General features: G+C 63.0%; 16 protein-coding genes. 9 read left to right on the top strand and 7 right to left on the bottom strand.

All coding sequences use genetic code 11. The annotated features are described in order from the left end of the window. Positions 1–34: 34 nt before the first annotated feature. Genes ABID19_RS24695 through hutC form a run of 5 tightly spaced genes read left to right on the top strand, consistent with a single transcriptional unit; the run spans position 35 to position 4,876 of the window. Positions 35–979 (top strand): ABC transporter permease, encoded by a 945-nt coding sequence (locus ABID19_RS24695; protein ID WP_354493517.1) that lies wholly within the window; start codon positions 35–37, stop codon positions 977–979. Further along, on the top strand, positions 976–1,776 hold the full coding sequence (locus ABID19_RS24690; protein ID WP_354493516.1) for an ABC transporter permease: 801 nt from the start codon (positions 976–978) through the stop codon (positions 1,774–1,776). The genes ABID19_RS24695 and ABID19_RS24690 overlap by 4 nt, the downstream gene beginning before the upstream one ends. 35 nt (positions 1,777–1,811) lie before the next feature. Further along, entirely contained in the window at positions 1,812–3,134 is a 1,323-nt protein-coding gene (gene hisD, locus ABID19_RS24685; RefSeq protein WP_354493515.1) for a histidinol dehydrogenase, read from the top strand. A gap of 6 nt (positions 3,135–3,140) precedes the next feature. Continuing rightward, positions 3,141–4,145, top strand: a complete 1,005-nt coding sequence (locus tag ABID19_RS24680; RefSeq protein ID WP_354493514.1) for a zinc-dependent alcohol dehydrogenase — start codon at positions 3,141–3,143, stop codon at positions 4,143–4,145. Then, positions 4,142–4,876, top strand: coding sequence for a histidine utilization repressor (gene hutC, locus ABID19_RS24675; RefSeq protein WP_354493513.1), 735 nt, complete (start codon positions 4,142–4,144; stop codon positions 4,874–4,876). Before ABID19_RS24680 ends, hutC begins: the two co-directional genes overlap by 4 nt. 62 nt (positions 4,877–4,938) lie before the next feature. On the opposite strand, the gene ABID19_RS24670 is transcribed toward hutC, so the two are convergent. Beyond that, positions 4,939–5,796 carry a LysR family transcriptional regulator gene (locus ABID19_RS24670; protein ID WP_354493512.1) on the bottom strand — a complete coding sequence of 286 codons (858 nt, stop codon included), beginning with the start codon at positions 5,794–5,796 and terminating at the stop codon, positions 4,939–4,941. A 130-nt stretch (positions 5,797–5,926) separates the two neighbouring features. Between ABID19_RS24670 and ABID19_RS24665 the strand changes: the two genes are divergently transcribed. Both ABID19_RS24665 and ABID19_RS24660 read left to right on the top strand, forming a co-directional pair. Continuing rightward, complete coding sequence (locus ABID19_RS24665; RefSeq protein WP_354493511.1) at positions 5,927–7,009, top strand: amidohydrolase family protein; 1,083 nt, start codon at positions 5,927–5,929, stop codon at positions 7,007–7,009. Between the two features lie 12 nt (positions 7,010–7,021). Then, positions 7,022–7,375, top strand: coding sequence for a Rieske (2Fe-2S) protein (locus ABID19_RS24660; protein WP_354493510.1), 354 nt, complete (start codon positions 7,022–7,024; stop codon positions 7,373–7,375). Positions 7,376–7,464: 89 nt separating this feature from the next. On the opposite strand, the gene ABID19_RS24655 is transcribed toward ABID19_RS24660, so the two are convergent. The 6 genes from ABID19_RS24655 to ABID19_RS24630 all read right to left on the bottom strand — a co-directional run bounded on the left by ABID19_RS24655 (position 7,465) and on the right by ABID19_RS24630 (position 17,789). Further along, a complete protein-coding gene (locus ABID19_RS24655) occupies positions 7,465–8,991 on the bottom strand; it encodes an ABC transporter permease (RefSeq protein ID WP_354493509.1) in 1,527 nt (508 codons plus the stop codon). After that, entirely contained in the window at positions 8,988–10,070 is a 1,083-nt protein-coding gene (locus ABID19_RS24650) for a quaternary amine ABC transporter ATP-binding protein (RefSeq protein WP_435528773.1), read from the bottom strand. Before ABID19_RS24650 ends, ABID19_RS24655 begins: the two co-directional genes overlap by 4 nt. 115 nt (positions 10,071–10,185) lie before the next feature. Next, positions 10,186–11,148 carry an ABC transporter substrate-binding protein gene (locus ABID19_RS24645; protein ID WP_354493507.1) on the bottom strand — a complete coding sequence of 321 codons (963 nt, stop codon included), beginning with the start codon at positions 11,146–11,148 and terminating at the stop codon, positions 10,186–10,188. A 157-nt stretch (positions 11,149–11,305) separates the two neighbouring features. Continuing rightward, a complete protein-coding gene (locus ABID19_RS24640) occupies positions 11,306–12,868 on the bottom strand; it encodes a trimethylamine methyltransferase family protein (protein WP_354493506.1) in 1,563 nt (520 codons plus the stop codon). A 14-nt stretch (positions 12,869–12,882) separates the two neighbouring features. Then, positions 12,883–15,342, bottom strand: a complete 2,460-nt coding sequence (locus ABID19_RS24635) for a GcvT family protein (protein WP_354493505.1) — start codon at positions 15,340–15,342, stop codon at positions 12,883–12,885. Further along, positions 15,339–17,789: a GcvT family protein gene (locus ABID19_RS24630; protein WP_354493504.1), complete on the bottom strand. Its 2,451-nt coding sequence runs from the start codon at positions 17,787–17,789 to the stop codon at positions 15,339–15,341. Before ABID19_RS24630 ends, ABID19_RS24635 begins: the two co-directional genes overlap by 4 nt. Before the next feature lie 119 nt (positions 17,790–17,908). Between ABID19_RS24630 and ABID19_RS24625 the strand changes: the two genes are divergently transcribed. Further along, on the top strand, positions 17,909–18,886 hold the full coding sequence (locus tag ABID19_RS24625; protein ID WP_354493503.1) for a LysR family transcriptional regulator: 978 nt from the start codon (positions 17,909–17,911) through the stop codon (positions 18,884–18,886). A gap of 96 nt (positions 18,887–18,982) precedes the next feature. Further along, entirely contained in the window at positions 18,983–20,311 is a 1,329-nt protein-coding gene (locus tag ABID19_RS24620) for an aspartate aminotransferase family protein (RefSeq protein WP_354493502.1), read from the top strand. The last annotated feature ends 197 nt before the right edge of the window (positions 20,312–20,508 follow it).

Below are 20,508 nucleotides of genomic sequence, written 5' to 3'. Positions count from 1 at the left end.
CCGGCTCCTTCACGACGTCGGATACGGATTTCTCATGCGGGCAGCCAGGACAGCCTATCCCCTGAAATGGCGCATCATGGATGCGCTGGAAGGCGTTGCCGCCGCCATCTGGCCGGCGCGATTCAGGCGCGCTACGCCCTATCTGATGCTGCTTCCGGCGGTGCTGCTTGTCGGGCTGCTCGTGCTTGGTCTCATCCAGATCGCGGATGCGAGCCTGCGCACGCTCGACACCACCACCTTCCAGTTCTCGGACGACTATTCCATAGCCAATTTCCGACGGGCGCTGACGGAGCCGCTGTTCCTCGTTGTCGCGCAGCGCAGCCTCATCGCCGCCCTGATCGTCACGGCGGTGACGCTCGTCTTTGCATTTCCCTATGCGTATCTGATGGTGCGCACGCGTTCGCCAGGATTGCGCAAGTTCCTGCTAATTGCGCTGTTCCTGCCCTTTTTCATCGGCCAGGTGGTGCGCGCTTATGGCTGGCTGATCATCCTTGGCAACCAGGGCATGGTCAACGAGGCGCTCGGCCTTGTCGGAGTCGCCCCGATGCGACTCATCTACAACTATCCCGCCGTGCTGTTCGGCCTCGTCCAATACATGCTGCCCTTCGCCGTACTGATGCTCGCGCCGGCCCTCACAGCCATCCCCGAAGAGCTGGAGGCGGCCGCTGGATCGCTCGGCGCGAACTGGGTTCGCACATTCGTCCATGTCGTTTTGCCACTCGCTCGTCCGGGCTTCATCGGCGCCGGCGTGGTGGTGCTGACGCTTTCGCTCACCGATTTTGCAGTCCCCGCGATCCTTGGTGGCGGCTCGCAGGACTTCATCGCCAACGCCATCTACGACCAGTTCTTTCGAACCTCCGACCAGGGCCTCGGCGCGACGCTGGCGCTTATGCTGGTCGCGCTCGGGTCAGTCCTTGTCGGTCTCGTGTTCGCGCTGTTCGGGGCCGGAACGCTCGCCATGGGGAGGTCCCGGGTGTGAGCGGCTCGCGCAGCAAATCCATTGTCCTGTGGACCCTGGTGACGATCGCCCTGATCACGCTTTCGGCGCCGACGGTCGTGGTGCTCGGCGCATCCTTTACCGGCGGCAACATCATCACGTTTCCGCCGGACGGGCTGTCGCTGCAATGGTACGCGCGCATCTCGCAGGCTTCCGACCTGCGCAACGCTTTCCTGCGCACGCTTCAAGTCGCAACGGTCTGCACGCTCGTTGCCATTCCCGTGGGAACGCTGGCCGGCATCGCGCTGGCGAAATACGCGGTGCGTTTCGAGAAGTCAGTCCAGATCTATCTGCTGCTACCCTTCACCATCCCGCTGATCGGATCGGGCATCGGCCTCATGCTGGTCTTCGGCAAGGCCGGCATTCTTGGCCAGCTCTGGCCGGTCGGCATCGCCTGCTGCGTCATCAACCTCCCCTTCATGATCTGGGCGGTCACGGCGAGCGCCACCGGGCTTGATCCGGACCTGGAACTGGCCGCAGCCAATTGCGGCGCGCCGCCGCTCCAGGTGTTCTTCTCCGTCACCTTGCCGGCGGTGATGCCAGGGGTGATCACCGGCTCGCTGCTGATGTTCATCCTTGCGCTCAACGAGTTCCTGGTCAGCCTGCTGCTCGTCGATGCACGCATCGTGACGCTGCCGGTGCTGATCTACAATTCCATCCGCTCGATCATCACGCCCGACCTTGCCGCGATCTCTGTGGTCTTCATCGCCTGCTCGGCTGTCGCCATTTTCCTGCTCGACAGGCTGGTCGGCCTCGACATCTTCCTGAAATCGAAATGAGGAATGCCGGCCTGCCGGGCCGCAAAGGAAATCCAATGCCAAACGTATCTTTCCACGATTTGAGCCAACTCGACGCCGCTGGTCGAGCGGCATTGATGCGGCGCTCCGAGACCGACCTTTCCAGCTTTATTGAGAAGGCTGCACCGATCATCGAGGCGGTCCGGACAGAAGGCGATGCCGCACTCGTTCGCTTCGCCCGCGACTTGGACAAGGCAGATCTCGATACCGCGCGGCTCAAGGTCAGCCCCGCCGAGTTCGATGCCGCCTTCGGCATGATGGATGAGGACGTGGTCGCCGCCATTCGCTTCGGCATCGACAACATCCGGCATTTCCACGAGGAGCAGAAGCCGGAAGCCATGTGGCTGAAGGAAATGCGGCCCGGCGCATATGCCGGCGACCGCTTCACACCGATCCGTTCGGTGGCGCTTTATGTCCCGCGCGGCAAGGGCGCGTTCCCTTCTGTCACAATGATGACCGCAGTGCCGGCCGTGGTGGCGGGCGTCCCGGAGCTTGCCATCCTCACGCCGCCGGCGCCCGATGGTTCGGTGGACGCAGCGACACTGGTTGCCGCGCGCCTCGCCGGCGTCGAAACGATCTACAAATGCGGCGGCGCGCAGGCGGTCGCCGCAGTCGCTTACGGCACGGAGACGATCAGGCCCGCGCTCAAGATCGTCGGTCCAGGCAGCCCCTGGGTCGTTGCGGCCAAGCGGCTGCTTGCCGGAGTGATCGATCCAGGTCTTCCCGCCGGCCCGTCGGAGGCGATCATCCTCGCCGACGACAGCGTGCATGGCGGGTTGGCCGCGCTCGACCTCCTCATCGAGGCTGAGCACGGACCGGACTCATCGGCCTATCTCGTGACCCACAGCCGCCGTGTGGCCGAGGAGGCGCTAGCCGCGTTGCCCGAGCACTGGGCGCGCATGACCGAGCAGCGCGTAGCGTTCTCCACCGCGGTGCTGACCGGCGCCTGTGGCGGCATCGTGCTGACGGCGTCGATCGAGGAGAGCTACCGCTTCATCAACGACTACGCACCGGAGCATCTGGAGATCCTCTCCACCGATCCCTTCGCACACCTTGGCCACATCACCGAAGCCGCCGAGATCCTGATGGGGCCGCACACGCCGGTCTCGATCGGCAATTTCGGGCTGGGCCCCAACGCCGTCCTGCCGACCAGCCGTTGGGCGCGTACCTGCGGACCGCTCTCGGTCACGGATTTCGTCAAGCGCTCTTCCATCGGCTACGTCACGGCCGCGGCCTATCCGGAATTCGCACGCCATGCCCGCACGCTTGCCCGCTACGAAGGCTTCTCCTCGCATGAACGCGCCGTTTCCGACGTACGCGATCGATATCTGGTGCGGTAGCGGACGATGAAGGCGGCCAGACTCCATGCGACGGGTGATTTGCGGGTTGAGGACGTGCCATCTCCGGGCGAACCAGCGCCTGGCTGGGTGCGCCTCAAAGTGACGGCCGCCGGTATCTGCGGCTCCGATCTCCACAACTTCCGCACCGGTCAGTGGATCAGCCGGGCGCCGAGCATCGCCGGGCATGAGTTCGCCGGCGAAGTGACCGCCGTGGGCGCCGGGGTGACCCAATTGGCGCGCGGAGACCGGGTCGTCGCCGATTCGCGTTTCTGGTGCGGCGAATGTCCTGCCTGCCGGGCCGGCCTGCATAATGTCTGTGCCAGACTGGGCTTTGTAGGCGAGGTCTGCGACGGCGGCTTCGCCGAAGAGACGGAACTGCCGGCGCGGCTGCTCTTGCGCCACGATCCCGCGCTCGACCCGGCAATCGCCGCCATGGCGGAGCCGCTGGCGGTCGCCCTGCATGCCGTGCGGCGGCTGTCGCCGCCTGCCGCCGCGCCGGTGCTTGTCGCCGGTTGCGGCCCGATCGGCGGGCTGGCTGCGCTGCTCTTGTCGCGGCGCAGCGAGGGATCGGTCCTCGTCGCCGACCGCAATGCGGCGCGTGCGGATCTTGTGGCCGAGGTGAGCGGGGCGACCGTCGTCGACCTGGATGCCCTGCCCCGCGATCCAAACCTGCGTCATGCCATCGATGCGACGGGCAGCGTGGCGGTCATGGCGCGGCTGCTCGACCTTTTGGCCGGCGGTGGCGCACTGGCGCTGGTCGGCATTTCGCATGGCCGCCTCGACCTCGACCCCAACCTGCTGGTCGAGCGTGAAATCGCGCTGGTCGGCTGCCATGCCTTCGCCGACGAGCTTGCGCCGGCCGTCGCGATGCTTGGCGATCTCGCCCCCGAATTGTCGCGCTTCGTGGCCGAGGAGATCGCGATCGGCGAAATTCCCGACGCCTACCAGCGCCTGATCGCAGGCGCGAGCGGCGGCCTGAAGACCATCGTCCGAATGGAGGCCGGGCAATGATCAAGCTTCCCGAAACCGCCGGGCCGCTCTACGGAAAGGTCAAGGACTACGTGCTCGGCAACATCGGCAGCGGCAAATGGCCGAGGGACCGGAGGCTGCCTTCCGAGAACGAGTTGGTCAGCACGCTCGGCGTCTCGCGCATGACCGTGCACCGGGCGCTGAGGGAACTGACCTCGGAAGGCCACCTCCTGCGCATCCAGGGCGTAGGCACCTTCGTGGCGCCGCCGAAACCGCAATCCGCGCTTATCGAAATCAGGAACATCGCCGGCGAGATCGCCGCGCGCGGCGCACGCCACAGGGCCGAGGTCGTCGTGCTCGAGAAGATCCGCAACCCGGCACTGGACCTCGTCGTCGCCTTCGAGTTCACGCGCCGCAGGCCGGTCGCTCACTCGATCATCGTGCATTTCGAGGACGAAGTGCCCGTCCAGCTCGAGGAGCGTTTCGTCAATCCGGCTTTAGCACCGGACTATCACCGGCAAAATTTTGTTGCGACCACCACCTACGACTATCTGCAGCGGGCGACGCCGCTGACGGAAGTCGAGCACGTGATCTCGGCCGTCGCCGCAGAAGAGATGGCTGCCCGCCATTTGATGATCCGGCCCGGCGACCCCTGCCTGCTTCTGCATCGGCGGACCTGGTCGGGCGCGGCGGTCGCCACCGTCAACAAGCTCACCTATGTCGGCAGCCGCTATTCGCTGGGCAGCCGCTACGCGCCCTCGTCCACCGCGTGAGCAGGGATACGCACCGAAGCAGCGTGGGCAGGTCGGCGGGCATTGATTATCGATTGATTCGATTAAACGTCCAGCGACATCACCGCGACCTGAAGGGCTCGGATTCCCTTGCGAATGATCGGTTCGTGCTTGCGGCGCGCCAATATGGCCGTGTGTACCGGTTGGTGCAACGTCGGAGCTCCTTCGACGATAAATGACGGGCGTTCGATGGTGAACCTGCGCGCATCGTCGCTGCGCATGTAGCAGGTGCCGCCGGTCCGGCGCAGCATCATCTCGGCTAGGGTTTCCGATCCCATCGAAAGCCGGCAGATCGCCAGATCGGTGAGCAGTTCGGCGTGGGTTTTCTCCAGCAACACCGTATAGCCGGGGCGAATATAGGTTTCGGAGTCTACCTCCGAGAGCGTTCTGGCGGTCGTTGAAACCATGACATAGTCCTCGACCATCAGATGCTCATAGGCGATCTCAGGCAGATAGCGGGGCGCGTAAAGCACCGCTATGTCCAGGTTTCCCATGCTCAAGTCGCTGACCATCTGATTGGAATAGTCGGACTCGACGTGAATCGAAGATTTCGGAAGCGCCTGACATAGCGACTCGACCCATCCCGGCAGAACCGAGCGCGTCATGCCCACCTGCGCGGCGATGCGCAAGGTACCCTCGAAACGGTTGAACGCCCGGACGTCGTGGCGGGCTTGCGACCAGGTCGAGAGCATTGACCGAGCGTAGGCTTCGAACCGGCGTCCTGCAGCGGTCGGCTCAGCGCCAGCGCGGCCGCGCTGGAAGAGTTCGGAACCGATTGCGCTCTCCAGGTTCTTGATGCGGGCGCTGATTGTCGATTGGGTCAAGCCCAGGCGATCGGCGGTGCGATTGAAATTTCGCGACTCGACAATGTCGAGAAAGGTCTCGATCTGATCCAGCTGCACGCGCCCTCCAATCGAAAAAAGCGATCATATCTGCTGGATCATAAGCTTGATCAAACGATACTCAAGGCGGAAGCTGCATCGGAAGATCGGTCGGCGCCGTCGACCGGGATGAATTCACGGAGAGAACAACGTGTTCCTAGTCGATTGCGATTGTCACAATTACTGGTCGAGCGCTACCGTACTGGAGCCCTACCTTTCCGGCTTGTGGAAAGACATGTTCCTCGAGGGCGAGAAGACCGGTCCCGTCGGCGCGTTTCCGCATGGCCATCGCCCCTGGTTCCATCCGCAGGACTTCTCCCGCAAGGACGTCCGTCCGAAGACCGAGGCCGACAATTATCTCATCATGAAGGAGAAGCATCTCGACAAATACAATGTCGACGTGGCGATCCTGACCGGCGATGAGCCGATAGAGGCGTCAACCCTCGCCAATCCCTACTACGCCAGCGCCCTCGTCAGCGCCTATAACGACTATCAGATCGACCAGTGGCTGCCCAAGGACAAGCGCTTCATGGGCTCGATCATCATCGCACCACAGGACCCAAAGCTCGCGGCTGCCGAGATACGCCGCCTGGGCAATCATCCGCGCATGGTCCAGGTTCTTGCCTCGCAAGGTTCGGTCAAGCCGTATGGCGACACGTTTTATCATCCAATCTACGAAGCCTGCGCCGAAGTCGGGCTTCCCTTCGCCATTCACCTTGGCGGCCATGGTGGGGTGAATTCAACCGCCATTGCTCCAGCCCCGACCACGTTCTTCTGGGAGACCCATGCCATCCTGCACATGTCGGCAATGTCGCATGTCGCCAGCATGATCGCGCATGGCGTCTTCGAGAAATGGCCGGATCTCTATTTCGTGATCGTCGAATGCGGCGTGGCTTGGGTGCCCTCTGTTTTGTGGCGCCTGGACGCCGACTACAAAGCACTGCGCAAGGAGACGCCATGGCTGAAGATGCTGCCGTCGGAATACTGCCGGCGCAACATTCGCTTTTCCACGCAGCCGCTCGAGCAGCCGGCGAACATTCAGCACCTCTGGTCCACTCTCGAAGCGATGGACGGCGAGAATACGCTGATGTTTGCATCTGACTATCCGCACTGGGATTACGACGACGCCAACACGCTGCAAATCCCGCCCGCCTGGAAGAGCAAGGTCATGGGGCTGAACGCCCTCGAGGTCTATAAACGCATCCCGCGCGCGCAAGCCGCGAACGCCGCCTGACGGGAGCAGACGATGGCCCAGAAGACATATGTTTGCCGCGTCGATGAGATCGAGATCGGATCGCCCTACATCGCCAAGATCCGCAGCTTTTCGGTCGGAGTTTTCCGCGTCGGAGATTCATTCCACGCGCTACTGAACGTTTGTCCACACCGCGGCGCTCCGCTCTGCGAAGGGCCACAATGCGGGACCACCGCGCCCGTCGACCTGGCGGAATTCATCTACCATCGCGAGAACGAGATCGTACGCTGTGCCTGGCATGGCTGGGAATTCGATATCAAGTCCGGCACGGCATTGGTCAACCCCTCCGTACGCGCACGCACATTTCCAGTCACCATTGAGGCCGACAGCGTCTACGTGACCGCCTGAGGAAAAGAGGATGAGCGTCTGCAGCGATGGCACTGGTCCGGGATCAGGCCGGAGCGCTCTGCCGCATGGTCGCAGGGGTCAGGCCGTCGCTACCTGGATTTTCCCTGCACGATACGATCGATGATCATGGCGCAGAGCAGAATGGCGAAGCCCGCCAGCAGTCCCTGCCCCACCGCAGCATATTGAAGGGCATTCAGGACATCCTCACCTAGCCCTTTTGCGCCGATCAGCGAGGCGATGACCACCATCGAAAGGCACATCAGTATGGTCTGGTTGATACCGGCCATGATCGAAGGCATCGCAAGCGGCAGGTCGACCCGCGTCAATAGAAACCATTTTGTGGCGCCATAGGCTTGCGCAGCTTCGCGGATCGCTGGTGGAACGCCCTGCAGCCCAAGCGCGGTCAAGCGGACCACCGGCGGCGTGCCGAAGATCAGCGTGGCGATCACACCCGGTGGCTTGCCGATGCCGAACAAAGCAATCACCGGGATTAGGTAGACGAAGGCGGGCATGGTCTGCATGAAGTCGAGTACCGGCCGCAAAGCGGTGTAGACGCGCGGGCGGCGTCCGCACCAGATGCCGAGCGGGATGCCGATTGCCAGGCAGAGAATTGCCGCTGTGCCCAGCAAAGCCACTGTTTCGAGGCTCTTTTCCCAAAAGCCGAGCACCGCGAGATAGGCGAGCGCGGCAGCAGTGAAGATAGCGACGCGCGGTCCCGCCAGTTGCCAGGACAGGATAAGGATGATGGCCATTGTCACTGGCCAGGGCGTTCCCGTCAGCGCATAGGCAAAACCGTCGAGCACCAGGGATATCGCCCCGGTAATGGCGCCGAAGAATCCTTCGCCGACATGCGAAACGCCCTCCATCAGGCCGTCCAGGCTGGATGACAGGGCAGCCTGCCAGTCGCGGTTGGAGGGAGCAACCGTCAGCCATGCGGCCGGGGCCGCCGCAGCGAAACGATAAGCCGAAACCCCATAAGCCAGCACACAGAAGACGAAAGCGCATGCCGCCAGCGGGTAGTCGAGCCCGTGCCGCAGTGCTGGGAATGATCGCCACCGGGCGAACCGTCGCTCGAGCATTCGGTTCGCGAGAAATCCGGTAAGAAGCTTGGCGAAAAGTAGAGTGACGAGACCCGAAGCGATCAGCAGCGGCGCCTTGGTCTTTGCGGTATCGGCCTGCAGCCTGGCGTTGTTCGCAGCCTTCTGCAAAGCCGCCGCAGACGATTTCAAACCTCTCGCATTGTCGGCTCCCGCCGCCTCAGCGGCCTTGGCCTGTTCGGCGCGCGCTTCGGCCTGTTTGGTGAGCCGTTCGGCACGCGCCTGTTCTGCCGTGCCGAGATTGCCCACCGCGCCGACGCCGATCTGAACCACCGCAAGCATCTCAAGGAAAAAGGCAATCCAGAACAGCACCATGGTGCCGCGGGCAGCGGCCCAGACCGGCCCGAGCAGCGCCGCTGCGGTGTTGAACGGCCAGACGGATTTGGAGGCGCGTCTGATGCGGGCGAACGCGTCGACGTAATAGGCCGGATTTTGAACGGCAAATTCCCGGACAAGGTCATCTTCTGCGCGTCGATGCTGCTCGACCGACGGTTCGGAAACGTGATTATGGGCGTTCACGATGGGCCGCCCTTTCTCAGACCTTGGAGAAGTGCCTGTCTGTCGACGATGCCGACGACGACCCCATCGCCGTCGGTCACCGCGAGCGGAGCGGCATCCTGCGCTGCGAGTTCGATAAGTTCCGCAAGCGGTTCCTGCGAAGCCACTTTCCGCAATCGCCTGATATCCAGAGAATCCCGCGCGCTGAAATCCTCGACCGGTTCCATGACGCGACCGGCGGTAATCACCTTGAGGCGCGAAATGTCGGCGACGAATTTCGCGACGTAGTCGTGCTTGGGGTTGGTTACGATCTCCTCGGGCGTATCGATCTGGATGATGACGCCATCCTTCATGATGGCGATGCGGTCGCCGATCCGGATCGCCTCGTCGAGATCGTGGGTGATGAACACCACCGTCTTGCCCATTGAGCGCGACAGCGCCAGGAACTCGTCTTGAAGCTGCCGCCTGATCAACGGGTCCAAGGCGCTGAATGGCTCGTCCATCAGAAGGATCGCCGAATCTGCCGCCAAGGCGCGGGCCAGGCCGACGCGCTGCTGCATACCACCGGATAGTTCATGGCAATAGCGGTCGCCCCAGCCTGCAAGGTTGACCTTGGCGAGCGCGGCCTCGGCAACATCGAAGCGTCGTTGCTTGTTTGCCGCCTGGATCTCCAGGGGCAGAGCGACATTGTCACGAACGGTCCGATGCGGCAGCAGGCCGAAGCTTTGGAATACCATGCCGATCTTGCGGGACCGCAGCGCCCGCAATTCGGCTGGCGTTTTGGCCAAGATATCTTCGCCGTCGACGAATATCTCACCAGCCGACGGTTCGAGAAGACGGTTTATGTGGCGGATAAGCGTCGATTTCCCGCTGCCCGACAAGCCCATCACACAGAAGATTTCACCTGGCGCGACAGAGATGCTGACGTCGGCCACGCCCACCACGCAGCCGAAGCGTTTGACGACTTCGTCCTTGTCGAGCCCCTCGCGGAGGATGGCCGCCATCGCCTCCGGCGCACGTAGGCCAAAGACTTTCCAGACACCTTTCATGGCAATGGCAGCAGCGGCCGCCTGCAGGCCATTTTCCGAAGGCCTAGCCATACCAATGCCGGTAGTCGGTGCGGCGTCCACAGCTATCGCTCCAGCCAGGTCACATGCGGCCGATCGAACGACCGCAGAGATGACCCGGGGCTGCTATACCGGCGGTGCGCAACAATCAGTGGCCGAACCACTTGGCGACGTCGTCGGGGTGAGCCTTGATCCACTCCTTGGCCACCTCGTCGGCCGCTTTCTTGTCGACGATGATCGCATAGGCCCATTTGCTGACGTCGTCCGGATTGAAGCTGATGCGATCCAGCGCGGCCGTCAGGTCCGGCTGCCGCTGCGAAAGCGACGCAGAATAGGCGACATGCACCGTCGTGTCAGCATAAGCGGACGACACTTTCGACTTTTCGAGCCATTGCGGGTCCTCACTTGGCTGCAGTATCACGAACTTGGCTGGATCGTGTTTCGGCTCGGTCAGGAAGGCGAGCTTGTAGCGGGCGAAATTCTGATGTGGACTGTAGCAATAGCCGACCCATGGCTTGTCGGCTTTTGCCGCACGGTCGAGTGAAGCCGCCGCCACTGCTTCATCCGTCGACTGAAGATCGAAAAAATCGGCAAAGCCATAGTCTCGCGCCCGCACCTTCTCGATGTTGGTCGACTGCCAGCCCGATGCACCGATCCAGATTTCGCCCTTGCCGTCGCCGTTGGTATCGAACAGCTTCGCATTGTCCGGATTGGCGAGATCCGAGACGTCCTTGATGCCATGCTTGTCGACGGTGACCTGGGTGACGCAGTAGCCCTGCTTGGCCTCGTAGCCATTCTGCGCGAGCTTAACGGTCCCGGCACCCTTAACATATTTGTCGACGAGACCCTGCTGGTTCGGCAGCCAGACATCCGGCCAGATGTCGACCTCGCCCTTGTTACGGTCCATCGCTTCCCAGATCACCGGAACCGCCGTGGTGGTCACGGTCGAAACCTCGAGCCCCAGTTCCTGCTCGGCCGCATTCTTGATGACGTTCATGACCGCCGTCGCGGTGGCATAATTCGGGTCGGGCATCGTCACATCAGCGGCGAGTGCCGATGAGACGGGCGCAAGAAGCAGGATGCCAAGAGCCGTTTCGAGAAGATGTTTCATGATGTTCCCCAATCGAGTTGCGCTGAATTTCTTTCAGTCTATCCATCAGGTTAGCGGAACGCGCAGGCAATCCATCCCAAATTTCATCGCATTAGGAAAAACGATGAAGCGCATAAGCGCGCGCCGCCGTGATGAAATGCCTTGGGCGGAAACGGACTCAGAAATAGGCCTGATCAGGCTCGCTTGCCTTGCGGCCGGCAATAAAAGCCTGGAGCGCTTCGTCGATCGCCGGATCGAGGCCCGGGTCCTGGTATTCGTCGAGCAGCCGTTTCCATTGCCGGTTGGCCCGTTGGGCGGCGTCGAGCCTGCCTTCCTCGTTCCACTGTTCGAAGGAATTGTTGTCGCTGGTCGAGGATCGGTAAAAGGCCGAGAGGAAATTGGCCTGGGTATGCGCACTGCCGAGGAAATGCGATCCGGGCCCAACCGCTTCGATCGCCTCCATTGCCTGCGCGTTGACCGAAAGATCGATGCCTTCGAACAGGCTGGCGACCTTGCCGCAAAGGTCGGCGTCGATGATCGTCTTCTCGAAGCCGGTGACGAGACCACCTTCCAGCCAGCCGGTGGCGTGATTGATGACGTTGGCGCCGGCAAACATCGACATCAGTATGCCCCAGGTCGCCTCCTGTTCGGCCTGAGCGTCGGGAAGCTTGGAGGCCGACAGCGAGCCGACAGTATGGAACGGCACGCCGACGCGACGCGCCAATTGCCCGCAGGCAAGCACCATCTTTGCGGCCTCCGGGGTCCCGAAGGTGGGGGCGCCGCTCTGCATCGAGATCGTGCTGGCAAAGCTGCCCATCAGGCACGGCGCCCCCGGGTTGATCAGCTGCACGAGGCAGAGACAGGCGAGCGCCTCGGCAAGCACCTGGGCAAGCGTGCCGGCGACCGTGCACGGGCTCATGGCGCCCGCAAGGGTCCACGGCGTGCAGGCGACCGGCTGGTTGTTGCGGGCGTAGACCTTCAGCGAGCCGGACATGTTGGCGTCGAGCACGAGCGGCGCATTGGTGTTGGCGACGTTGTAGAGCACGGCATTGTTGGCGACGAATTCATCGCCAAAGACGATCTTCGCCATGTCGACCGCGTCCTGCGCTCGTCTGGACCCGATGAAGGCTCCCATGAAGGGCCGGTCCGAATGACGGATGTGCGTGTAAAGCATGTCGAGGTGGCGCTTGTTGGCCGGCAGGTCGACGGGCTCGCAGACGACGCCGCCGGAGTGGTGCAGATACGGGATCATATGGTGGATCTTCACCAGGTCGCGAAAGTCTGCGATCGTGGCATAGCGGCGGCCGCGATCGAGATCGTGGACGAAAGGCGGCCCCCAGGATGGACACAGCACGGTGTTGTCGCCGCCGATCATGACGGTGTTGGTGGGATTGCGGGCATGCTGCTTGAACTGGGACGGTGCGGTGGCGCGGACGATCTTGCGGCACATGCCAGGTTCGAAACGCACCCTCGTGCCCTGCACGTCGGCGCCGGCATTGCGGAAGATGTCGAGGATCTCGGGATCGTCATGGAACTCCATGCCGATCTCCTTGAGCAGCCGGTCCGCGTTCGCCTCGATCAGGCTCAACCCTTCCTCGTCGAGGATGTTGAAGGTACCGATCCTGCGGTTGATGAAGGGACGGCGCGGCGCCTGCTGCGCGACACGCTGGCCCTGCCTTCCGGCCCTGCCCCCGGTTCGCGGAGCGGGAGCTTCGGTAGTGGTCGTCGCGTCCTTGTCCATCTTCTTCTCCGACGTCAGGCAGGCGTGAAGGCAACCGGCTCGGCGGCGTGAACCCCGCGCAGCCGCAGATTGCCCGGATCGTAAGCGGCTTCCCGGAGTTCCCGCGCCACCAGTTCTTTACCGAGGATCGAGACGGTCAGCCCTTCGGGCGAGATACCGGGCCGCAGATAGGCCAGAGCCAAGGTCTTGCCGGTGCGGAAGCCGTGGGCGCCGGAGGTGACGATGCCGACCGGCCGGCCCGCCTGCATCACCGCATGGGCGTAGAAGGGCAGCCTTTCACCGTCATCGTCGATGTCGAGAAGCGCCATCGTCCATGAGCCTTTGCCGATGCGCTCCAGCAAGGCCTCGCGGCCGACGAACGCTCGCCCGTCAGCTTTGACCAAGGCGCCCAGTCCAGCCTCGATCGGCGTACGCTCTGTCGTCAGATCGGCGCCCCAGGCGCGATAGCCTTTCTCCAGCCGCATTGCGTTCAAGGCATAGATGCCGAACGGACGCAGGTCGAAACGGCGGCCAGCTCTGGTGATCGCATCGTAGAGCTTGCCGAACTGCGCAAGCTGGACGTGCAGTTCCCATCCCAGCTCGCCGGCATAGGACACCCTGAGCGCAGCCGTCTTGATGCCCGCCACGCGCATGATCTGAGCGGAAAGCCAGGGAAACGCCGAATTGGACAGATCAGCCTCGCTCACGGTTTCGAGCAGGTCGCGTGCGCGAGGCCCCATGATGCCAAGCACGCCGCGCCTTTCGGTGACGTTTTCGATCGTGACGTCGGCAAAGGCGGCGGCGCGCGACCTTAGCAGGTCCTCATCATGCCTCTCCGCCAACGCTGCGCTGGTCAGGTAGAACCAGTCGTCGTTGAGACGGGTCACCGTGAATTCCGATGCCACGCCGCCTTTTAGCGTCAGCGCGTGAACGAGGCCGATGCGGCCCTGGCGCGCCGGCGGCCGGTTAGCACCAAGCGAGGCCATGAACGCGCTGGCTCCAGCGCCGCCGACCTCGAACTTGGAAAAAGCCGAAAGGTCGATTGCACCGACGCCGCCGCGCACGGCAAGACATTCGCCACGCACTGCATCGAACCAGCCGGGCCGGCGAAAGGTGAGTGGTGCATCGGCTCCGTCAACGGCGAACCAGTTCGGCCGCTCCCAGCCATAGGCAGCGCCGAGCACTGCGTCCTGGCTCTTCTGCATTTCGAGCGCTGGTGTCGTGCGGCGCGGACGTCCGGCCTCGCGTTCCTCATTGGGATAGTGGATACCGAACTGCAGGCCGAAACCTTCGACCGCCTTGTCGAGGCGGTAATCCCGGTCGGCATAATTGCCGAAGCGGCGTGGATCGATGGCAAGCGCGTCGCGCGGCGGCGCCCCGTCGACGATCCAGTCGGCAAGAAAGCTGCCCGCACCGCCGCCTTCCATGACCCCCATGCTGGAGCCGGTCAGCAGCCAGGCATTGGCGAGGCCGAAGGCTGGGCCGACCAGCGGATTGGCATCCGGCGTGAAGGTGATCGGGCCGTTGACGACCGTCTTGATGCCTGCATTGGCGAGCGCCGGGACGCGCTCCATCGCCAGCGCAATAATGTGTTCCACGCGATCCAGATCGGGCGGCAGCAATTCCATGCCGAATTGGGGCGGCACCCCGTCGACCGCCCAAGGCTGAGCGGCTCTCTCATACGGGCCGACGATATAGCCGTCGCGCTCCTGGCGCAGGTACCAGCTTTCTTCCGGATCGCGGATAATCGGCAGTTCCTTGGCGCCGGCCGCGATGCGATCCGCAATCTCGCTCACCGTATCGGTGACGACATATTGGTGCAGCATCGGCACGACGGGCAGGTCGAGACCCATCATGGCGCCGATCTCACGGCACCATGTTCCGGCCGCATTCACCACGTGCTCGGCGGTGATGTCGCCCTGTGCCGTGCGGACGAGCCACTCGCCGGATGCTTTCCGTTCGATGGCCAGGACCGCATTGTGGCGGACGATCTCGGCACCTCGCGAGCGCGCTCCGGCCGCCATGGCATTGGTCGCCAGCGTTGGATCGACATGGCCGTCATTGGGTTCGTAGATCGCGCCGATAATTCCTTCCGTCAGGCAGAGCGGATAGATTTCCTTGAGTTCGCCGGGGCTCAAAATATGGAAATCATGCCCCACGAACCGGCCAAGGCCCTGCACGTGCCGGAATTCGTCCATGCGGTCCGGCGAGCGAGTGATGCGCAGCGCGCCGCTCGCATGAAAACCGGTCGGTAGTCCTGTTTCGGCGGTCAGGATTTCACGATAGAGTCGCACCGAATGCGCGCGCATCTCCATGATCGTCGCATTATGGGCAAAATGCGTGCAGAGCCCCGCCGCATGCCAGGTGGAGCCGGCGGTCAGCTCATGCTTCTCGACGAGGACGATGTCGCTCCAGCCGCGCTTGGCGAGATGATAGAGCAGGGAAACCCCCATGGCGCCGCCGCCGATAACGACAACGCGGGCATGCTGTCTCATGAATTCTTCTCCTCGTGTCCGCGCATTCGTGTTCCGGCTGGATCATAGGGCGGCTTGCCGAGCGCCCGGAGCGTATAGCGCGTGCCAGCCACGGCGATCTCGTAGTCGGACGCCAGCATCTGCGCCTTCGTCTCGCCTGGCTCACAGGCGACGTAGCCGAGGCTGAGGCTCAAGCCAGTGCGAAAACCGAGACCGCCCGACGTCGTCAATCCGGCCAGCTTACCGTCCCGAAAGATCGGCTCGTCGTGCAGAAGGAGCGGGTTGGCACCATCGACTGCGAAATGCATCAGCCGCCGCCTCACGCCCTCGGCCTTCTGCGCCAACGGCGCTTCACGGCCGATGAAATCATCTTTCATCCAGGAAACGGCGAAAGACAGGCCCGCTTCCAATGGCGTGTCCTTCGGCCCGATATCATGCCCCCAATGGCGATAGCCTTTTTCCAGGCGGCAGCCGTCGAGCGCATAATGGCCGCAAAAAGCGAGGCCATAGCTGCCGCCTGCCTCGATGATCGTGGCGAGCAGGCTTTCCGCACATTCGACGGGCACGTAGAGCTCGAAACCAAGTTCGCCGACGAAGGAGACGCGCGTGGCCCGGAGATTGACCATGCCGATGTCGATGCGACGAGAGGTCGAAAATGGGAAAGCCGCGTCCGAGAGATCGGCGTCGGTCAGGCTCTGGAGCAACTCCCGCGAGCGTGGCCCCATGACGCCGAGCACGGCTTCTGACGATGTCGCGTCGAAGACCGAGGCATCTAGGCCCAAATCCTGGGCATGGCGCTGGATCCAGGCAAGGTCCTTCTGCCGTGTCGCCGCGCCGGAAATGACGCGGAACCTATCCTCCCCGTCTCGCGTAACCGTCACGTCGGCTTCAATGCCGCCGCGCCGGTTGAGCATCTGTGTGTAGACGGCGCCGCCTTCGGCGACGTTGACATCGTTGGCGCACAATCGCTGCATCAACCTGGCCGCGTCGCGTCCGAAAACGTCTAACTTGGTGAAGGGTGACAGTTCGAACAGGCCGACCCCTTGAGCCATGCGGCCGGCTTCCGCCTTGGCTGCACCCCACCATTTTTGCGCGCCAACGGAATAGCCAAGCGCCCGCTCGGCCCCGCCGAACCAGAGCGGCCGCTCCCAGCCTGTCGGCGCGCCGAACACCGCGCCGGCCTCTGCGAAGGTCCGGTGGAAGGCCGAACGCCTGACATCGCGGCCGGCCGTCGCCTGTTTGTAGGGCCAGTGCATGCGGAAGAGATCGGCGACAGCCTCTTCCATCCTGGCGCCTATAAAGGGCCGCGCCGCGGCAGACCGGTCGAAGCGCGCGATATCGAGCGCCCACAGATCGAGGCCGGGTTCACCGTCGACGATCCATTCTGCCATGGCCTTGCCGGCGCCGGCCGACGACATCATACCGGTGGAATTGAACCCGGCTGCGACATAGAAGCCGCGCAGATAGGGCGACTCGCCCATCAACGGCCGCGTGTCGGGCGTAAAGCTCTCCGGGCCATTCATGAAGTGTCTGATCCCGGTCTCCGACAATGCCGGGAGCAGCCTTAGACCTGCCGACATGAAGGGCTCGAACTGGTCCCAGTCCTCCGGCAATTCGAGGAAAGGCCTCTCGCCCGCCGGCCCGCGCACGTCGAAGATCTTGGCGTTCGGCTCGAAGCCGCCGAGGACCAATTTTCCCGAGTCACCCTTGATGTAGATGCCCTCGTCGAGGTCGCGCACGATCGGAAACGGGTCCTGCAGGCCGGCAATCGGCTCCGTCACCACATACATGTGCTCGACGGCCTGCAATGGCACAGGCACGCCGGCAAGCGCGCCGATATCGCGCGCCCACGCGCCGGCGCTATTCACCACCGCCTGGCAGTCGATGGTGAGACCAGAAGCCAGCTTGACGCCGGCGACGCGACCGTTCTTCGTTACGAAGCCTGAGCACGCAGTCCCCTCCAGGATGCGAATGCCGGCCGAACGGGCGCCTTTCGCATAGGCCGCGCAGATGTCGACCGGATTGGCCTGGCCGTCTTCCGCGACCCACAGTGCGCCCTCAATGCCGTCGGGGACGATGCCGTGCACGCGCTCCGCGACACATGCTTTGTCGAGGATCCCAACCGTGAGGCCGCAGACGTCGCCCATATGGGCGATACGCTTCAACTCGTCCATTCGCTCCGGCCGGCGCGCCAGCCACAGACCGCCTGTCCGCCTGTAGCCTGACGCCTGGCCGGTCGCTTCTTCCAGGCGTGGAAACAGCTCGGTCGCATACTGCGCCAGCCGCGTGAGATTGAGGCTGGCGCGCAGTGGGCCGACGATCCCGGCTGCGTGCCAGGATGTGCCGCTGGTCAGCTGGTGGCGCTCCAGCAGGACGACATCGGTCACTCCGAGTTCAGCGAGGTGATACGCTATTCCGAGACCGATTACGCCGCCGCCAATGATCACGATGCGTGCGCTGTCATTCACCGACCGGGCTACCTTTGTTGGATGCAATGGCGCGATCTTTTCCGCCAAGCCCCTTGCACTCAACCGATTTTTTGCAACATTAGGAAAACTTATGAAGCCCCTGCGGACCGGAGTTGATGGTGAAGAGCGGCAGTTTCGATTTCAATCTGTTTCGATCGATCGAGGTTTTTGCCGCCGTCGTCGAGACGAGGCACGTCACCCAGGCGGCGCAGATGCTGGGCATAACGCAATCGGCCGCTTCCCAGCATCTGAAGAATTTGGAGACCGCGCTGGGCGTCAGCCTGATCGATCGCAATCTGCGGCCGATCGAACTGACGAAGGCAGGCATTGCGCTGCATCGCCGCGCCATTGTCATATTGGCCGAAGTAGAGGGTCTTCGCACCGACGCACGCCGGGTCAATGCAGCACCGCTGCCGTTGCTGCGCGTCGCCCTTCTGGCCTCCATTGCAACGACGTTGGCGCCAGCCCTTTCCGTGCTCGCCCGCAAAACCTTCGTGATTCCCGAGCTCAGCCTGTTTGCCGGCCTGGCGACCGATCATGTTGCTTTGCTGCGGGCCCGGCGCGCCGATCTTGCCGTGACGTCCGGCGAGTTGTTCGAGATCGAAGGCCTCACGCGCTATCCGATCATGACTGAGAAGTTTTTGCTGGTGACGCCGAAAGGCTTCGCTGGCGATGTCGGCGACATCGTGAAGCTTTCAAAAAAGCTCGCCTTCGTGCGATTTTCTCGCGAAACGCCGGTGGGCTTGCGGGTCGACCAGCATTTGAGCCGGCTGCGCATCGAGATCCCGCGCACCATGGAGGGCGACCGCTCCAGCGTGGTCATGGCGCCGGTTGCGGCCGGCATGGGCTTTGCGATACTGACGCCAACCCTGCTCATCGATGGATTGGCGGAAGGCATGGAGATCGACGTGCACGCGCTGCCGTTCACCGGGCTGTCGCGCAATATCCTGCTGGTCGCGCGCGAGCGTGAGCTGGGTAATATTCCAGAAGCCTTCGCGGCGCGCACGGCGGAGGTCCTGACACACGCCATCAGCACTCGCCTCCCCGGCCTTCCCGCCGACTGCTATGTTGTCGACCGTCCGGCGGCACACGACTAATCGGCTCCATCATTTATCCTGATGGGGGCTTTTGCCGGTGCGTGCTCATCCCATTCGGTGTTCAATCTCCGCGAGTTCCAACGCAGGAGGGCGGGCATGAATGCTCCTCACATTCATTCGGATCTGGAGGTCGACTGGTCGACCGAGGCCATCGTCGAGCGACGGAACCGCTTTTATTCGGCCTCGCAGCGAAAGTTCGTCCCCTATAAGGAACCGCTGATCATCAAGCGCGGCAAGGGTCAGTATGTCTGGGATGAGAAGGACCAGAAATACATCGATCTGCTCGGCATGAACCTTTGCATCTCGGTCGGACATGCCCATCCCCAGGTCGTCAAGGCCGCCAGTGAACAGCTGGCCGAACTGACGCATTGCACGACGATGTTCTACCATCCGGTTCCCGCCCAATATGCCGAAGAGCTGGCCGCGACGATGCCTGCCGGCCAGGATTGGGTCGTGCATTTCACCAACAGCGGCGCCGAAGCGATCGATCTCGCCTTGCTGATGGCGCGCTCGCATACCGGCAACATCGATATGCTGGCGCTCGCATCGAGCTATCACGGTGCGACTTTCGGAGCCCAGTCGGTGACCGGGATTTCAGGATTTCGCCACCCCGTCCCGCAGCTTGGAGGCGTGGCGTTCGTTGCCGAGCCGAACCAGTATCGCGGCATCCATGGCCAGGGTGTTGAATCTTACCTCGCCGAGGTGCAGCGTGCGATCGACAGTTCGACCAGCGGCCGCATCGCCGGAATGATCGTGGAACCGGTCCAGGGTTACGGCGGTATCGTGCCCATGCCTGACGGTTACATCTCGGGGGCTTTCGAGCGCGTCCGCGCAGCCGGCGGTGTCTGCATCGTCGACGAAGTGCAGTCCGGTGTCGCACGAACGGGCGACGCCTTCTGGGCGTTCGAATCCCATGGGGTCGTTCCCGACATTGTCGTTGTCGCCAAGGGGGTCGGCAACGGCATCCCGCTCGGCGCCGTCATCGCCAAACGAAACGTCGCCGAATCCATGGCGGACAAATTTCTGTTTCACACTTACGGCGCCAATCCCGTGGCCTGCGCCGCTGGGCGCGCGGTGCTCAAGGTCATCCGTGAAGAGCGGCTCCAAGAGAATGCGCGAACGGTCGGCGCCGCACTTAAGGCAAGACTGGAAGACCTCAAGAACCACTTCCCTCTTATCGGCGATATTAGAGGCCGTGGCCTGATGCTGGCGATCGAACTTGTGAAGGATCGTGCCACGAAGGAGCCGGCACCGGAGGCGACCCTTGCGATTTTCGAGGAAACGCGCCGCAACGGCCTGGTTGCGAGCCGGTCCGGGCCCTACAGGAACGTGATCAGGATGTGCCCGCCGCTTTGCCTGTCGATGGCGGACGTCGACGATGTGATGGAGCGCTTCATACGCAGCTTCAAGTCAGTCGCAAGTTGATGCTGGCGCTCAAGTGTCGGCCCCGAGACACCGTAACTGGGCCGGCCACTCGGCGGTTCGCCCGTCTTGGACTTTCGCCCGTCTTAGACTTTCGCTCGTCTTAGACTAGGGTCCGGACTCAATTGAGCCACCAAGTTATTGCGGCGGCGAGGAGGATGCCAGCAAGGAAGTTCCTGGCGAGCTTGTCGTATCGGGTG

Origin of the sequence: Mesorhizobium robiniae, assembly GCF_040545535.1 — a bacterium.
GTDB lineage: Bacteria > Pseudomonadota > Alphaproteobacteria > Rhizobiales > Rhizobiaceae > Mesorhizobium > Mesorhizobium robiniae.
This window is presented reverse-complemented; position numbering and strand designations above follow the sequence as displayed.

Excerpts from the sequence above, each read along its gene's own strand:
- ABID19_RS24695 (WP_354493517.1), top strand. The coding sequence starts at position 35 with ATGCGGGCAGCCAGGACAGCCTATCCCCTGAAATGGCGCATCATGGAT.
- hisD (WP_354493515.1), top strand. The coding sequence starts at position 1,812 with ATGCCAAACGTATCTTTCCACGATTTGAGCCAACTCGACGCCGCTGGT.
- ABID19_RS24680 (WP_354493514.1), top strand. The coding sequence starts at position 3,141 with ATGAAGGCGGCCAGACTCCATGCGACGGGTGATTTGCGGGTTGAGGAC.
- hutC (WP_354493513.1), top strand. The coding sequence starts at position 4,142 with ATGATCAAGCTTCCCGAAACCGCCGGGCCGCTCTACGGAAAGGTCAAG.
- ABID19_RS24660 (WP_354493510.1), top strand. The coding sequence starts at position 7,022 with ATGGCCCAGAAGACATATGTTTGCCGCGTCGATGAGATCGAGATCGGA.
- ABID19_RS24650 (WP_435528773.1), bottom strand. The coding sequence starts at position 10,070 with ATGGCTAGGCCTTCGGAAAATGGCCTGCAGGCGGCCGCTGCTGCCATT.
- ABID19_RS24645 (WP_354493507.1), bottom strand. The coding sequence starts at position 11,148 with ATGAAACATCTTCTCGAAACGGCTCTTGGCATCCTGCTTCTTGCGCCC.
- ABID19_RS24640 (WP_354493506.1), bottom strand. The coding sequence starts at position 12,868 with ATGGACAAGGACGCGACGACCACTACCGAAGCTCCCGCTCCGCGAACC.
- ABID19_RS24635 (WP_354493505.1), bottom strand. The coding sequence starts at position 15,342 with ATGAGACAGCATGCCCGCGTTGTCGTTATCGGCGGCGGCGCCATGGGG.
- ABID19_RS24620 (WP_354493502.1), top strand. The coding sequence starts at position 18,983 with ATGAATGCTCCTCACATTCATTCGGATCTGGAGGTCGACTGGTCGACC.